Origin of the sequence: Paenibacillus sp. 1A_MP2 (assembly GCF_052244825.1) — a bacterium.
GTDB lineage: Bacteria > Bacillota > Bacilli > Paenibacillales > Paenibacillaceae > Paenibacillus > Paenibacillus vandeheii.
Map to the genome: position 1 here is coordinate 4641917 of NZ_JBQQCS010000001.1, position 14466 is coordinate 4656382.

Below are 14466 nucleotides of genomic sequence, written 5' to 3' on the forward strand. Positions count from 1 at the left end.
AGCCACGCTAGCTGTCGAACTATTGCACTCCAGGATAATCCCGATATTGATGCTGAATGCTGATCCAGCGAGTCCGCGTGAATTTCTCGATAGCCCAATCGCCACCGAAACGGCCAATACCTGAGGATTTCTCGCCACCAAACATGACATGAGCCTCATCATTCACGGATTGATCATTGACATGCACCATGCCCGATTCAATCTGCTGAGCAATTTGATACCCTCTTTCGAGATTTCGGGTAAATACGGAGCCGCTTAATCCATAAGGCGTATCATTTGCCAGGCGCACGGCCTCCTGCTCATCCTGCGCTTTCATGATTACCGCGACAGGTCCAAACAGTTCCTGTTGTACAATATGCTGATCCGGTTTCACATCCGCGAGCACGGTGGGCTCCAGCACACTGCCTTTGCTTGTACCACCCAGCAGCAATCTGGCTCCTTCCGCCTTGGCTCCTTTAATCAAGTCAAGCAGCCGTTCCACTTCCTTCTCACGAATAAGCGGGCCAACCAGCGTTTGGGCATCGGCAGGGTCACCAGCCTGAATTTTTTTTGTTTTAGCGAGAAAAGATTCTACGAACTTGTCGTAAATATCAGCATGCACAATAATACGATTAAGGGCCATACAGATCTGCCCCTGATGCAGGAATTTACCGAACACCGCAGACTCCGCAGCACGTTCAATGTCCGCGTCTTCCAGGACAACCATCGCATTGTTGCCACCAAGCTCAAGCGCAGTTTCTTTCAAATGCTCACCAGCCAGTTTGCCGATGCCCTGCCCCACCTTTGTGGAGCCTGTAAAGGAAATGACTTTAGGTATGGGATGCGCTACAAAATAATCGCCTATCTCACTCCCGCTTCCAGCAACCACATTCAGTACGCCTTCAGGTAATCCTGCTTGCTCAAACAGATCTGCAATAAGCCAACCAGCCGTAATCGGGGTATCGGACGCAGGCTTAATAACGACTCCATTACCCAGAGCAACAGCCGGAGCTACAGAACGTAGACACAAGTGCAAAGGAAAATTCCAAGGGCCAATGACACCAATGACTCCCTTGGGCTCGCGCACAACTCGATTCTCTTTCCCTGGTGTATTTGAAGGTAGAATTTCCCCCTTCATTCGATAAGGGAACGAAGCAGCTTCATCCACAATCCGTTTCGCAGAAGCAAACTCTGCCTCAGCCTTGATGCGTGTGCTTCCGGATTCCGTAATCAGCAGCTTTATAATTTCCTCTTTGCGCTCTGTCATGAGAGCCGACACTTTGCGAAGTACACCTTCTTTTACCGCTGGCAGGGATTTCTTCCATTCCACCGAGCTCTTTTGGGCGGCCTCATATGCCTGATCTATATCTTCCTTGTTCGAGGATCGCCAGGTTGCGATGACCTCTCCCGTGTACGGATTTTTATTTTCCAGTGTTTTCTCGCCGGAGCCTTCTACCCATTCGCCATTAATAAATTGTTTCGTCCATGTTGTATGTTCTGTCTCCATTAAAGTCATCTGAATAACGCCTCCCAATCAAGATTGAATGTCACACCTCAAAGCGGTGTAGTAGTTCATTAACCTTGTTAAGGATTACGCAAACGTGAAGAACAGTTGAATCCTTTCATCCTCACCTAGGAAAAAGCGCATCAATGGTCTACATATTCAGCTACATATTCAGCCATATTTTCATCATCCTACTGTCTGGTCAGGTCTTTTCCTCCAAATAGCGTCAAGTCCTCCCAGCCATAAGCAACCTCTGCCAGATCTTGACCGCCAATCCGGATTTGCTGTGTTTGGACAGGGATTCCGCCCATCTTTTCATAGAAACGACAGGCTGAATTTTGCTCCAGTGCCCAGATCAACAAACTCCCCATGTTCAGGGAATGGAGATAACGAACGACGTGTCTTGCCAGCTGCTGGCCAATCCCCGTTTGTTGCACTTCTTTCAGTAAATAAATGGATATAGCTCAGCATCGTAAGGCAACTTGCCTTCACGTTCCTTTCCACCGCAGGCAAATCCGACAATTTCCCCGTTGTCCTGTTCAGCCACCACCGGAATCTGATCCTTTTCGCCAGAGCGAATATTTCGCTCCCATTGGGACAGCCTTGATTCCGTAGTCAGATTATCCAAAAAATCATCAGGCACGATCCCCCGATATGTCGTCTTCCAACTCTCTGTATGTACATGAGCTACGGCTTTCGCATCCCCTTCACGCGCCGGTCTAATCCGCATGTAATCACTCACTTTCTCTCATCACTTCCGTGGCTTTACAATAGTATATGTGCAATGCGTATCAATTCCAAATCCATCCACATGGACCATTATCCGAATTGATTCTCTAGATCAATGGAGGAGTCTGGTCCTTCTCTATGGATATCGCTAAGCGCTTCTATTCGTTGGCGTAAAAATCCGGCCCTAGGGCCGGATCGTTACTTGTGTGCCTACCGACACTTTGGAAGACAGATCCAGCACATCCGAGTTATACATGCGTATGCATCCATGGGAAACAGACTTGCCAATGGATGAAGGATCATTGGTTCCATGAATTCCATAATGCGGCGCCGACAACCCCATCCAAAGAACGCCGAATGGCCCTCCAGGATTCTCTTGCTTGTTAATAATTGTAAACACGCCGTTTGGCGTTTGCGTAAGCATCTTGCCTATTGCGACAGGATAGCCCTTAACGACCTGCGAGCCATCCAAAAGATATAACATGTGATCCGACAGGTCTACGATGATGCTGTAATCAGGCATGATGACATCCCTCCTGACCTATCCTATGCAGGATACAGAGGGATGCCCACCTGGTCTCAGGCCTCTTCCCAGTCTTTTGTACTGCCGACATGTTTTGGTTTGCGGGAACTGACAGGTTTGCTTGAAGCGGTCCGTCGTTTGGAGGCTATCTCTTCTTTGCGTTGTTGAAACTTCAGTTCCTTCTGCATTTTCAAGTAGTTAGCCAGCCTTTTTCATCCAATGAACCTGCCTGAATGGCCTCCTTCACTGCGCAACCGGCTTCCCGGGTATGGGTGCAATCCTGGAACCTGCATTCCGCAGCGAGCTGCTCAATTTCACCAAAGGCGTGAGACAAACCATCCTGACCTTCATCCCACAGATTAAGTTCACGCATTCCCGGCGTGTCAATCAATACCGCTCCCTGCGGCAGTACGAACAATTCCCGATGAGTGGTCGTATGCCGTCCACGACTATCGTCCTCACGAACAGCCTGTGTGAGCTGTACACTCTCACCCATCATCCAATTGACGAGAGTCGACTTGCCACTACCAGAAGAACCTGTTAAGGCAACTGTTGTGCCTGGAGACAGAAATTTTTCAAGTAAAGACTTGCCCTGATCCTGAACAGCTGACAGTGCCAGCACTTCAATCCCCGGAGCAATGCTCTCCACCAGCGAAATTTGTTCTTCCACATTCTCACACAGATCGCTTTTGCTTAGAATGATGACCGGTCTGACGCCACCATTCCAGGCCATCATAATGTACCTTTCGAGCCGTCTCAGATTAAAATCATGATTAAGAGCAGCAACGATGAGCAATGTATCCACATTCGCCGCAATCAATTGCTCTTTGGTCACTGGACCAGCGGCTTGTCTGGATACCCTGCTCTGACGTGGCACAATGCTGTGAATGATGGCTTCTTCTCCAGCTTGCCCTGTAACAGCAACCCAGTCCCCAACGGCTGGCACAATGCCCGTTTCCAGATGGTCATGACGCATCCGTCCGGATACCCGTCCCCAGCATTCTCCCTCAGACGTAATCAGCCGAAGCAATTGCCCGTGATCCGCAATAATTCTTGCCGGTTTTCTTGATTGTTCTTCCATACCCGTCTGCTGCCACAGCTCCTGCCACTTTGCAGACCAGCCGTATTTCTCCATCGTGTTATTCAAAATAAAAATCCCTCCCGATATTTGGTGTTTTATCCTTCATTGACATTGACAACGATCAACACTGAGCGCTCCGATCCGGCATCAAAAGCAAATAAGCCACGAGCAGCACTGAACCCGCGACAATTAGAAGTTAGCCGAATAAATGATTGTTTGTACGGTATTCATATTGGACGCATCATTACGACAATCCAATACTCGTTATCCAGAAACAACCCATTTTCGGCATACAAAAAGCCACGGGTACGTCACCCGTGGCTTCATTTGTGCATGTTATTGTATTTTACGTACATGGACAATATTGCGAACAATATTGCCAACTGCCGTAAAATTACATGCATTGATCCGTTCCGGAGACGCTGTTCATATTCAAATTAACGTATACTGCCATTAGATTTGTCATTTAACATCGCCTCCCTTGTAGAATTATCCATCATGTTACACAGCTTCAACCGCTCTTGTCAAGTCTAATTATTTATTCACTTATTTCACTTGATCCCACCGTGTCCACATCTCCTTCGGATTCAGCTCATAGATCCCATCTTCACGGTACATGAACTGGTGCATGATAAACTCCCGACGAATGGTGGCAAAATCCTCATGATAATTTTGAATAAATGTATTGATCTCTTTCTCTGTATACTTCCGTCCGAATTCAAGCTGCTCCACCAAATGACCCAGCACAATCAGCTTTTTCTTATGTTGAGCCGGGATTTGGCGCAGTCGTCCATCCTTGGAGAAAAAATTCCGCATCACGGATGCCTTCAGCGTTTCATTCACATCACTCATATCGGCAACCTCCTCTTGTCTAAAAATAAAATCAACTGAAGCCTGTGCATGCTCCCGAATAAAATAGGGATTAAGAGAAAAACACCGTATTTTCTCTCTTCGTTCCTTGATTAGCGCCGCTTCTCTTAACTTGGATGCATGATGTGTAACGGTTGGCTGTGACAGGTTAAGCTTCTCAGCAAGCGCTTGGCCGTGAAGTTCTCCCTGGGACAACAGCAGCAGCATCCGAAGCCGGGTAGGATCAGCCAGGGCTTTATGGTAAGCCACAATCTTCTCCAGTTGCATTTCACTCAACTCACTTCCATTTAGATGATTATCTAATTTGATATTAGTCTTTTACCTCTTCTAAGTCAATTCCCAGGATCAAGATCACATCTTTACGTCAGAATCCTTCTAGAACTGGCATTGAACCCGTATTTACGGTAGGATTATAATGCTTGAAATAAGGAGGATTAAGAACATGGAAGATGTCATTATTATCGGCGGAGGCCCATGCGGTCTGTCTGCTGCCATTGAATGCGAGCGGCTGGGACTGTCCGCTGTCATTGTTGAGAAATACAATATCGTCCAATCTATTTATCTGTATCCAACCCATATGCAGTTTTTCAGTACAGCGGAATTGCTAGAGATTGGGAATGTTCCGTTCAGCACACCGAACGACAAACCTTTTCGTTACGAGGCACTCGCCTATTATCGCAAGGTAGCCGAACATTTCGGTCTTCGCGTTCATAATTATGAGGAAGCCCAAGAAATCAAACGCAAGGACGATGGCACGTTCGAGGTACATACAGTCAATCGTCGTGGGCAGGTAGTCGTTCATGAAGGACGAAATGTTGTTGTTGCTACAGGTTATTTTGACCACCCTAACTATCTTGGCATCCCTGGAGAAGACAAGGATAAAGTCACTCATTATTTCCGCGAAGCTCATCCTTATACACGTACACGTGTCGCCATCATTGGAGGTAGTAATTCAGCTGTCGATGCTGCCATGGAACTCGTTCGTGTCGGCGCACATATCGACATGATTTATCGTGGGAACGGTGTTTCAGAGCACATTAAACCGTGGGTTCGTCCATTGTTCGAAAGTATGGTGCAAAAAGGCAAAATCTCACTTCATCTTGGCTCACGTGTAAATGAAATTTTGGACGATTCCATTCGTTTGCTGCATTCTGATGGATCAACAAGTGAACTGGAAAATGACTTTGTGCTGGCCTTGACTGGTTTCCGTCCTGACCGCAAACTGCTTTCTTCCGTGGGTGTCGAGATGTCCGAGGATATGGATAAACCAGTATATAATCCTCAAACGATGGAGAGCAGCGTACCAGGTATATACGTTGGCGGAGTAATCGCATCAGGACGCAACGCCAATGAAGTGTTTATCGAATCCGGGCGCTGGCATGGAAGATATATTGCAGAACATATCGTAGGTCGTCATCGCGGGCAGACTGAAGGGGAATGAAATCAATGGATATGACCTCACTGCTGTTGCTCGTGTTTGCGGCGCTAGGTATTATCAGCAGTAATACACCCGTAACCGTAGCCATGGTATTTCTGTTGTTGCTGCGGGTACTGAACCTGAATCAGGCTTTTCCCTGGCTGGAAAAGTATGGACTCACGATCGGTATCATCATCCTGACTATTGGTGTTATGGCACCACTCGCCAGCGGCAAGATCAGTTTGCAGACGATTGGAGAGTCTTTTCTGCACTGGAAATCATTGCTCGCCATTGGTGTCGGATTACTTGTCGCCCATCTGGGAGGACGAGGAGCTACGCTGATGAGTACACAGCCTACTGTCGTTGCCGGACTGCTTATTGGTACTGTGCTTGGCGTTGCCTTGTTCAAGGGTGTGCCGGTCGGCCCACTGATTGCAGCAGGAATTTTATCCTTACTGCTGGGAAAATCATAATCAAAGTTAGGACTTGACATCCTTCTGCCGACTGGCTGTTTTTCCCACCGTTGTATGATATACTTCTATTCATGCAATTCAAGCACCCAAGTCCATAGCAGAGAAATCAATTGAATGATCCTTCATTCACTATTAAATTGATTCACCTCGCAACTATTAATGGCCGCAGGAGGATTCAGGAACCCATGTCACGTCAGTTTGTTACAGAAGCCGTGATGGTGGCAATTTACGGTCAATTACTCGCGCCGCAGGCGCCTGTTGAATATATTGTTCCTTATACCACCATCCTTGAGTTATATGAATTTCAGACCAGCCCTGACCCTTTGATGGATAACCCGGCAGATGACCAGCATGTGAAATCCAAGATTAACGAAATCATTTCTTATTTTGAAGAACCGTTGAATAAGAAAAAAATAGAGCGTGCCCTTGCTGTTCCCTGGGCCAAAAGTCCATCCATCCTGTTTGGTGATCAGGTCTCCATTGCCATCATTAATGCGATTGATACCGCACAATATGGTGAATATTTTGATCCAATTGAGACCGAACTGCTTCTCACTTCACAGCGTTTGGATACCCCTATCCTTACTGATCAGGTCGAATTGATTGCACGTATCATTGAATCGGCATCCCCTGTGCAGGTATTCGATATTGACGATTTTGATTTTGCGATGGATGATGAAGAACCACTTGATCAAGTCTAGGTAGGAAATCCTAGTTTATGATAAGGGTCATCGTACTCATGAATATTGGTCCATCGATTGCTGATTGCCACAACAAGAAGAAGCCTTCCCGGGAGGAAAGGCTTCTTCTTTGTTGTATTTATTATATCTCGGAGTACCTCAGCAATAAGCGACTAAGATCATTCAGCCTGGGCAACGATTTGAGATCAAAAAACTTAAGTCCTGCTTCGCTATTCACTCGTGATTCTACGAGCGAATCCTGAACAATGTGCGCCCTGAACAGGGCAATAACAAAATATTCTTCATCCCCACTGGCATGCAAATGTCTCAGATTCGGACCGGAGTGCAAACCTTCAAGTGTCATATGAGTGGCTGTCCACCCCGTCTCTTCCCACAGTTCCCTGTGCGCAGTGTCCTCAATGGCTTCTCCCGGGCGCATCTGTCCCGCAGGAATACGCCAATGTCCGTGTTCAGCGTGCTGAATCAGCAATAATTCACCTTTTTCATTCTCGGCCCGAACCGCCGCCTTTACAACAATATGAGAGCGGTTCGCGATATACTGGGCCAAATCTCGGGCTGGCGGATTCACTTCGTATCTCCTCCTGTTCGAAAATTGGTGCGTCCGGTGATGAGCCATTCTATATACGCAGAGATATCACTTTAAATCTCAGTGTAGCGATATTCGATATCCTGTCCTTCTTCAACGACATCTACATGAAGTTGATGACCCTTCAGATACCAGTAATCATGATCTTCCATAAAAAATTGGATACCCGATACCTTCGTTTGATCCGCAGGATGTCTCGGTTCCTCCACAGCGATCCCGAGGGAAAAGCCGGGATGAAGACCTCCGCCGGAGCTATAACGGGCGAAGAATCGAATGCTGTCTCCTTCGTTCAAATTCAGTTCTTCCTTATACCAGCGAGCAGCGCGGTCAGATACATGTATGGTACTCATTTGGTGTCAGCTCCTTCTCTATATATATGTTCCATCATATCGCTAGAATGGCCTGATTACAAACCTCAACCACCCCAAATACATAAAAAAAGTTGATTCACGCCTCATTATTCCATCACAATCCGCAGCATCTTCTGTTTTGAAAAACGTTTGACAGATTGTAAAAGTCGGTGTTAAGATGCAAACATACGAGATCCACATACAATTTATTACCAAAAAAGAAAGGGTGATTACGGTGTTTAACTATGACGATCTACATCAATTCAGCACACAACTAAATACCGGAGCACCCATGAAATCGTTATTCCGTTCATAAGACCGCATCACAGAAGCCTCTAATCAGGTTTGCTGTTTTGTACTCTCACAATCGAACTTTATCTACGGTGGTGGCTCTGCTCTCGGAGCCATGCTGCCGTATGAATGATACCCAAGACATACCGCCTGCGTGCGGTATGTCTTTTTGTGGGTTCAGCTGGCTAAACATGAACGGAACATGCATTTCACGAACTTGAAAGGAAGGGATACCACTTGTTCTCTGTACTTAAAAATCTGGCCTGGTTCTTCCGGCTGGAACGCAAACGATACCTCATTGGTGTCGCCTTGCTTATTATGGTGGGCATCATTGAACTGCTGCCACCTCGTCTTCTGGGCAATGCCATTGACGAGATTGTACGCGGTTCCATTACCGGCGCCTCACTCACACGTTACATTTTACTTATTCTAGGATCGGTCATCATTATCTATCTGACAACGTACATATGGATGCACAAACTGTTTGGCGGTGCCAATCTGGTTGAACGCTTGCTGCGGTCACGCTTTATGGACCATTTATTGCGGATGACCCCGCCTTTTTTTGAGAAAAACAGAACTGGCGATCTGATGGCACGTGCTACGAATGATCTTCGTTCCATTGCCACCACAGCAGGCTTCGGCATGCTGACGTTAACCGACTCCACTGCTTTTCTGGCAACCGTATTATTCGCCATGGGTTTTCTGGTTAGCTGGAAACTGACCCTGGCTGCAATTTTGCCTCTGCCTTTTATCGCCATCGCCATGATGATCTATGGTAAAGCTGTACACCAAAGATACACACTGGCACAGGATGCATTCGGGGACATGAACGATCAGGTGCTTGAATCGATTGCCGGCATTCGAGTCGTGCGTGCCTATGTGCAGGAACGTCTGGACGAGAAAAGATTCGCCGATGTCACCGAAGATGTGTACCGCAAAAATCTGGCGGTTGCCAAGATGGATGCGCTGTTCGAACCCACCATCCGGTTATTTGTCGGACTCAGTTATGTGATAGCACTTGCCTACGGCATTTATCTTGTTTTTCATAATGAAATTACCCTGGGGATCTCGTATCGTTCAATATGTACCTGGGGATGATGATCTGGCCAATGTTCGCCATTGGCGAATTGATTAACTTGATGCAGCGTGGTAGTGCCTCACTCGATCGTGTTAACGAGACGCTATCTGTAGAACCTGCCGTAAAAGATGTTGAGCAGCCTGCTCACATTACGAATCCGGAAGAGATTGCGATGCAGGACGTCACCTTCCGTTACCCTAGTTCCACCATCGACAATCTCAGTCATGTCAGCTTTTCGCTTCGACGTGGGCAGACACTTGGTATCGTGGGACGTACAGGAAGCGGCAAGTCCACCCTGCTCAAACAATTGCTTCATGAATACCCGGCCGGATCGGGTAAGTTAAGCATCTCCGGTCATGCAATTCAGGATATCGCCAAAGACGACCTGCACAGCTGGATTGGATACGTTCCTCAGGAACAGGTGCTTTTCTCCAAATCTGTCCGCCAGAACATTCAATTCGGCAAACCGGGTGCAGATGATGGCGTGATTATGGAAGCGATTCGCACCGCAGCCTTTGATGGAGATTTGGGTACATTATCCGATGGTCTGGACACACTCGTTGGTGAAAAAGGAATTGCGCTGTCCGGTGGACAGAAACAGCGGGTATCGCTGGCCCGTGCTTTTATCGCCGATCCGGACATATTGATTCTGGATGATGCCTTATCTGCCGTCGATGCACGAACCGAAGCCAAAATTATTGAAAATATACGCAACAAACGCTCAAACAAAACAACGCTGATCTCGACTCACCGCCTGTCCGCTATCGAACACGCTGACCGAATCATCGTACTGGAGCACGGGAAAATTACGGAAGAAGGAACCCATCAAGAACTGCTTGCTATGAACGGCTGGTACCGTGAACAGTATGAACGGCAGCAGGTGGAGTCTAATTTGTCCACGTAGGAGGTCAACGCTTTGAAGTCTAATACAGGCAAACGGCTGCTTCAATACGCCCTAAAAGCCAAAGGTACGTTTATTGCCGCTTTAATTATGCTTACAATCGGGGTTGCGGCTGAGCTTGCCGGCCCTTTCATCGCCAAGTCCATGATCGACAATCATTTGCTCGCCATTGAGCAGCCTTTCTATGAGACCACAGCTTCAAGCGAAGCGGCGGTCTTCAATGGAAAGAACTACAAACGTGAAGGCCGGTTTGAACCGAATGAAACAAAAGGTACAGAGGTACGCGTACTGCAGGCCGGAAGAAGTTTTTATTTTGTGAATGAACCCGTTAGTGCCCCCGATGGGGATCGTACCTATGCAGACGGGACACTGACGGTTACACGCGCAGGCGAAGTGACGGGTCAATATGCGGCGGTGCCATTATCCGCTGGTGAACTCTTTGCCTTTTACAAACCGGAAATGCCAAGTATCTATCAACTGATTGTGTATTACATGATCTTCCTTGTCATTTCGGTCATTATGGAGTTTGGTAAAACATACTGGCTGCAATCATCTGCCAACAAAGTCATTCAAAGACTGCGTAACGATGTGTATGCACATATCCAACGATTGCCGGTACACTTTTTTGATAACCTGCCTGCAGGTAAAGTGGTTTCCCGGGTCACCAACGATACCGAAGCCGTCAAGGATCTGTTCGTTGCGGTTCTGTCGAACTTTTTCTCAGGGATCATTACGATTACGGGCGTATACGTTGCGCTCTTCCTGCTGGATTTCCGCCTCGGATTGATCTCATTGTTCGTTGTACCGATGCTGGTGCTGTGGATTGTGCTTTATCGTAAAATCGCGACTCGTTACAACACGATTATTCGTTCACGTCTGAGTGAGATTAATGCCATTATTAATGAATCCATCCAGGGGATGTCCATTATCCGGGTATTCCGTCATCAGAAACAGACCAAGCAGGAATTCGAGGATCTGAATGATGATTATATGAAACACCAGAATAAAATGCTCAATCTGAACGCGTTCACCTCACACAACCTGGTTAACGTACTGCGGAATATGGCGTTTGCCGTTGTCCTGTGGTACTTCGGTTCCAGTGTGCTGGACGGCACAAGTATCATCTCGCTGGGTGTGCTGTATGCATTCGTTGACGTCCTCGGGCGTTTGTTCCAGCCGATTACGGGTATGGTGAACCAACTGGCTAACCTGGATTCCTCCCTTGTGTCGGCCGGACGTGTCTTTGAGTTGATGGATGAGAAAGGTGAACCGGTAACCGATGGCTCGATGCCAAGATACAAGGGAAATGTCGTGTTTGACGATGTAGCCTTTGCTTACAAAAAAGATTATGTGCTGAACAACATCTCGTTCAAAGCATCACAAGGTCAAACGGTCGCCCTGGTGGGCCATACCGGTTTCGGGTAAAAGCTCGATCATCAACCTGCTGTTCCGGTTCTATGACCCACAGAAAGGCAAGATTACGATCGACGGTCAGAACGTTAAGGACCTGCCTAAACAGTGGATTCGAGAACATATGGGCATTGTACTCCAAGATCCTTACCTGTTCACAGGTACTGTAGCCACCAACGTCAGTCTGGGTGATGAGCAGATTACGCGTGCGCAGATCGAACAGGCGCTGCGAGACGTAGGTGCAGAACGAATTCTCGCCCACCTTCCGCAAGGATTCGACGAGCCGGTTATCGAAAAGGGAAGCACGTTATCTGCCGGACAACGGCAATTAATTTCCTTCGCTCGAGCACTGGCCTTCGATCCAGCGATTCTGATTCTCGATGAAGCTACAGCTAACATTGATACCGAAACGGAAGCCTTAATTCAAAATGCACTCGAAGTCCTCAAAAAGGACGCACCACCTTCATCATCGCCCACCGTCTGTCCACCATTCGTTCAGCAGACCAGATTCTGGTCCTGCACCGCGGACGTATTGTGGAACAAGGTGCACATGATGAGCTGATGGAACTCAAAGGACGCTATTATCAGATGTATCAGTTACAGCTAGGTGCTCAATCAGCACCAGATACAAGTGGAAGCAACCCATTGGGCGAGGCCATTCGAACCACTTCCTCCTTTGCTGGAGGCGGCGTGTAAGTAAAACGGGAATAAATGAACATATAATACATTAACCAACCGATATGCCCGCGGACCTCTTGGTCTGCGGCAGATCGGTTTTTTATTTTGTCCGTTTCCTCTTATTGACAATAGAAACATCTGCCTGTATTATACATACCAACGGTCGGTATCTAAATAAAGGAGGGTATTATGGCTAGAAACAAGCACCCTGAACAAACGGTACAGCAGATTCTGAACGTTGCTGCCCAGTTGTTCACAGATAAAGGATTTGAGAAGACAAGTATTCAGGACATCATTGTTGCCCTAGGCATGTCCAAGGGGGCTGTGTATCATCACTTTAAATCCAAAGAGGAAATATTGGACGCGGTCATGGAGCAACAATTCAACTATTCAGCTGAAATGCTGGATCGATTAGTTTCAAATACAACGGCCACCACAGCTCGAGAGAAGTTAATTCAGATTCTGGAGCATGTTGTCTCTGATCAGCAGGCCCATTCCCTGGATCACGTACTTCGAACCCAAATCAAAAATCCGGTATTTGTTGTACGCGGTATTCAACAGGCCGTGCGAATAGATGCTCCGGTGATTGCAACGATTTTGCGAGAAGGCATTTCAGATGGTTCGATCCATACTGAAGATCCCGATGCTTGTGCAGAAGTATTCATGATGCTGGTCAACATATGGATTAATCCCACACTGTTCGGCCGCAATTCCAGCGAAACGAAGCAGCGTCTTTATTTTTTACAGCGGTTGATGAATATGCTCGGTGCCGATATTGTGAGCGAATCGCTCATTGAGCGCATTCTGAACCAACATGCTGTGATCGGCGCTTATCCTGAGTTGGAAGATCAAGACATTGGCAGAAACGAGGGAAAACCGTTTTGAAACCTAATGGACATAAGATTTGCAAAGAATGGTTATCTGAAGATCCCATTCAAGCCCTTTCTCTGGAATGGATGCAAGGCGAAGTGCATATTAGCCAGGGTACAGAAGCTGTTATCCGCGTTACTCAACGGGGTCTGCTCTTTTCCCAAGAACTCGATGTTTTGAAGCTAAAATTAGTAATGGTGTCTTACATCTCATCGATGGACGAAAACAAGCTTTTCCGGTGGGCATAAACTTCCATCGCACATCGCTCCACCTTGTACTGCCGCCTACAGTATTGCAAAGACTGTTGATCAACGGGGTGGGTTCCCGCTTTGTTGTGGATAACGTTTCTTCCGAACACTGGAATTGCCACTGTACATCCAGCAATCTCATCTTATCTGGGCATGCCCAACATATCCGTCTGCAATCCGTGGGCGGTCGGGTTACAGCAACAGACCTTCGTGCAAACCATATCCAACTAAAAGCCACTTCTTCACCTATCCAGTTATCCGGTCAGTTCTCACATATTCAATCCAGAGTAACAGGCAGCAAGCTTAACATAAACTCCTCAACGATGCTTCAATCTCTGGATAGTCGCTCCACAGGCTGTAACGTTGAAGTGCGCATCCCACCAGATAAAGATGGATTCAAGTTAGACTTCAAGCAGGCCGGGGTCGATTTAGCAGTGATTTTCCGCTTCACTCCAATCATAATCAACACACGTATCGTAACGGAATGTATCCATTTCAAGCTGAAGTCAGAGGTGGAAAGCTCACCATAGGCAGCTATTTATTACATGCCACATAGAGGAGGTAAATATATGAGCATCGGCTGGATCGTTGGCAGCAGCTTGGCTAGCCTGGTATTACTTGCGGGGATCATCAGTTTGTTCATCAGCATACGCAAAAGCAAAAATCATCGACGTTGGCCCTGGTGGCTCATCGGTTTTGGAATAGCCGCATTGGTCAGTGCAGCGATCAATTATCCCGGAACATAGATACAATGGGAAACTTACGCAAAAAAAAGAC

The 14466-nt window shown here is 47.2% G+C and carries 16 protein-coding genes and 2 pseudogenes; 9 read left to right on the forward strand and 9 right to left on the reverse strand.

Features of this window, described 5'->3' with window-relative positions; translation table 11 throughout:
• Positions 1 to 19 precede the first annotated feature (19 nt).
• The 7 genes from ACTWJ7_RS22630 to ACTWJ7_RS22660 all read right to left on the reverse strand — a co-directional run bounded on the left by ACTWJ7_RS22630 (position 20) and on the right by ACTWJ7_RS22660 (position 4953).
• On the reverse strand, positions 20 to 1495 hold the full coding sequence (locus ACTWJ7_RS22630) for an aldehyde dehydrogenase family protein (protein WP_079346827.1): 1476 nt from the start codon (positions 1493 to 1495) through the stop codon (positions 20 to 22).
• A 179-nt stretch (positions 1496 to 1674) separates the two neighbouring features.
• Positions 1675 to 1920 (reverse strand): GNAT family N-acetyltransferase, encoded by a 246-nt coding sequence (locus tag ACTWJ7_RS22635; RefSeq protein WP_301879169.1) that lies wholly within the window; start codon positions 1918 to 1920, stop codon positions 1675 to 1677.
• A 5-nt stretch (positions 1921 to 1925) separates the two neighbouring features.
• Positions 1926 to 2213: a GNAT family N-acetyltransferase gene (locus ACTWJ7_RS22640; protein WP_301879170.1), complete on the reverse strand. Its 288-nt coding sequence runs from the start codon at positions 2211 to 2213 to the stop codon at positions 1926 to 1928.
• A gap of 183 nt (positions 2214 to 2396) precedes the next feature.
• On the reverse strand, positions 2397 to 2735 hold the full coding sequence (locus tag ACTWJ7_RS22645; RefSeq protein WP_079346840.1) for a L,D-transpeptidase: 339 nt from the start codon (positions 2733 to 2735) through the stop codon (positions 2397 to 2399).
• Between the two features lie 56 nt (positions 2736 to 2791).
• The gene (locus ACTWJ7_RS22650; protein WP_443145897.1) at positions 2792 to 2929 is read right to left on the reverse strand and encodes a hypothetical protein; all 138 of its coding nucleotides are present in this window, start codon (positions 2927 to 2929) and stop codon (positions 2792 to 2794) included.
• Entirely contained in the window at positions 2926 to 3882 is a 957-nt protein-coding gene (rsgA, locus tag ACTWJ7_RS22655) for a ribosome small subunit-dependent GTPase A (protein ID WP_443145898.1), read from the reverse strand. The genes ACTWJ7_RS22650 and rsgA overlap by 4 nt, the downstream gene beginning before the upstream one ends.
• 480 nt (positions 3883 to 4362) lie before the next feature.
• A complete protein-coding gene (locus ACTWJ7_RS22660) occupies positions 4363 to 4953 on the reverse strand; it encodes a DUF2087 domain-containing protein (protein WP_443146408.1) in 591 nt (196 codons plus the stop codon).
• A gap of 175 nt (positions 4954 to 5128) precedes the next feature.
• On the opposite strand from ACTWJ7_RS22660, the gene ACTWJ7_RS22665 reads away from it, so the two are divergent.
• From ACTWJ7_RS22665 to ACTWJ7_RS22675, 3 genes are all read left to right on the forward strand, one after another.
• Positions 5129 to 6127, forward strand: a complete 999-nt coding sequence (locus ACTWJ7_RS22665; protein ID WP_079346844.1) for a YpdA family putative bacillithiol disulfide reductase — start codon at positions 5129 to 5131, stop codon at positions 6125 to 6127.
• 5 nt (positions 6128 to 6132) lie between these two features.
• On the forward strand, positions 6133 to 6576 hold the full coding sequence (locus tag ACTWJ7_RS22670; protein WP_024630316.1) for a DUF441 domain-containing protein: 444 nt from the start codon (positions 6133 to 6135) through the stop codon (positions 6574 to 6576).
• Positions 6577 to 6761: 185 nt separating this feature from the next.
• Positions 6762 to 7277, forward strand: coding sequence for an ADP-heptose synthase (locus tag ACTWJ7_RS22675; RefSeq protein ID WP_079346846.1), 516 nt, complete (start codon positions 6762 to 6764; stop codon positions 7275 to 7277).
• A 121-nt stretch (positions 7278 to 7398) separates the two neighbouring features.
• Here the strand turns inward: ACTWJ7_RS22675 and ACTWJ7_RS22680 are convergent, their stop codons facing one another.
• Both ACTWJ7_RS22680 and ACTWJ7_RS22685 read right to left on the reverse strand, forming a co-directional pair.
• A complete protein-coding gene (locus tag ACTWJ7_RS22680; RefSeq protein WP_301879175.1) occupies positions 7399 to 7845 on the reverse strand; it encodes an NUDIX domain-containing protein in 447 nt (148 codons plus the stop codon).
• Between the two features lie 71 nt (positions 7846 to 7916).
• Entirely contained in the window at positions 7917 to 8213 is a 297-nt protein-coding gene (locus tag ACTWJ7_RS22685; RefSeq protein WP_024630313.1) for a HesB/YadR/YfhF family protein, read from the reverse strand.
• 528 nt (positions 8214 to 8741) lie between these two features.
• Here ACTWJ7_RS22685 and ACTWJ7_RS22690 point away from each other — a divergent pair.
• The 6 genes and pseudogenes from ACTWJ7_RS22690 (at position 8742) to ACTWJ7_RS22715 (ending at position 14435) form a co-directional block, all read left to right on the forward strand.
• A pseudogene (locus tag ACTWJ7_RS22690) lies at positions 8742 to 10486 on the forward strand (ABC transporter ATP-binding protein).
• 12 nt (positions 10487 to 10498) lie between these two features.
• Positions 10499 to 12589, forward strand: a pseudogene (locus ACTWJ7_RS22695) (ABC transporter ATP-binding protein).
• A gap of 171 nt (positions 12590 to 12760) precedes the next feature.
• The gene (locus tag ACTWJ7_RS22700) at positions 12761 to 13456 is read left to right on the forward strand and encodes a TetR/AcrR family transcriptional regulator (RefSeq protein ID WP_301879180.1); all 696 of its coding nucleotides are present in this window, start codon (positions 12761 to 12763) and stop codon (positions 13454 to 13456) included.
• A complete protein-coding gene (locus tag ACTWJ7_RS22705; protein ID WP_443145899.1) occupies positions 13453 to 13689 on the forward strand; it encodes a hypothetical protein in 237 nt (78 codons plus the stop codon). The genes ACTWJ7_RS22700 and ACTWJ7_RS22705 overlap by 4 nt, the downstream gene beginning before the upstream one ends.
• Entirely contained in the window at positions 13680 to 14219 is a 540-nt protein-coding gene (locus ACTWJ7_RS22710; protein ID WP_443145900.1) for a hypothetical protein, read from the forward strand. Before ACTWJ7_RS22705 ends, ACTWJ7_RS22710 begins: the two co-directional genes overlap by 10 nt.
• Before the next feature lie 39 nt (positions 14220 to 14258).
• Positions 14259 to 14435, forward strand: coding sequence for a hypothetical protein (locus ACTWJ7_RS22715; RefSeq protein ID WP_301879183.1), 177 nt, complete (start codon positions 14259 to 14261; stop codon positions 14433 to 14435).
• The last annotated feature ends 31 nt before the right edge of the window (positions 14436 to 14466 follow it).

Excerpts from the sequence above, each read along its gene's own strand:
- ACTWJ7_RS22630 (WP_079346827.1), bottom strand. The coding sequence starts at position 1,495 with ATGACTTTAATGGAGACAGAACATACAACATGGACGAAACAATTTATT.
- ACTWJ7_RS22640 (WP_301879170.1), bottom strand. The coding sequence starts at position 2,213 with ATGCGGATTAGACCGGCGCGTGAAGGGGATGCGAAAGCCGTAGCTCAT.
- ACTWJ7_RS22645 (WP_079346840.1), bottom strand. The coding sequence starts at position 2,735 with ATGCCTGATTACAGCATCATCGTAGACCTGTCGGATCACATGTTATAT.
- ACTWJ7_RS22660 (WP_443146408.1), bottom strand. The coding sequence starts at position 4,953 with ATGCAACTGGAGAAGATTGTGGCTTACCATAAAGCCCTGGCTGATCCT.
- ACTWJ7_RS22665 (WP_079346844.1), top strand. The coding sequence starts at position 5,129 with ATGGAAGATGTCATTATTATCGGCGGAGGCCCATGCGGTCTGTCTGCT.
- ACTWJ7_RS22670 (WP_024630316.1), top strand. The coding sequence starts at position 6,133 with ATGGATATGACCTCACTGCTGTTGCTCGTGTTTGCGGCGCTAGGTATT.
- ACTWJ7_RS22675 (WP_079346846.1), top strand. The coding sequence starts at position 6,762 with ATGTCACGTCAGTTTGTTACAGAAGCCGTGATGGTGGCAATTTACGGT.
- ACTWJ7_RS22685 (WP_024630313.1), bottom strand. The coding sequence starts at position 8,213 with ATGAGTACCATACATGTATCTGACCGCGCTGCTCGCTGGTATAAGGAA.
- ACTWJ7_RS22700 (WP_301879180.1), top strand. The coding sequence starts at position 12,761 with ATGGCTAGAAACAAGCACCCTGAACAAACGGTACAGCAGATTCTGAAC.
- ACTWJ7_RS22715 (WP_301879183.1), top strand. The coding sequence starts at position 14,259 with ATGAGCATCGGCTGGATCGTTGGCAGCAGCTTGGCTAGCCTGGTATTA.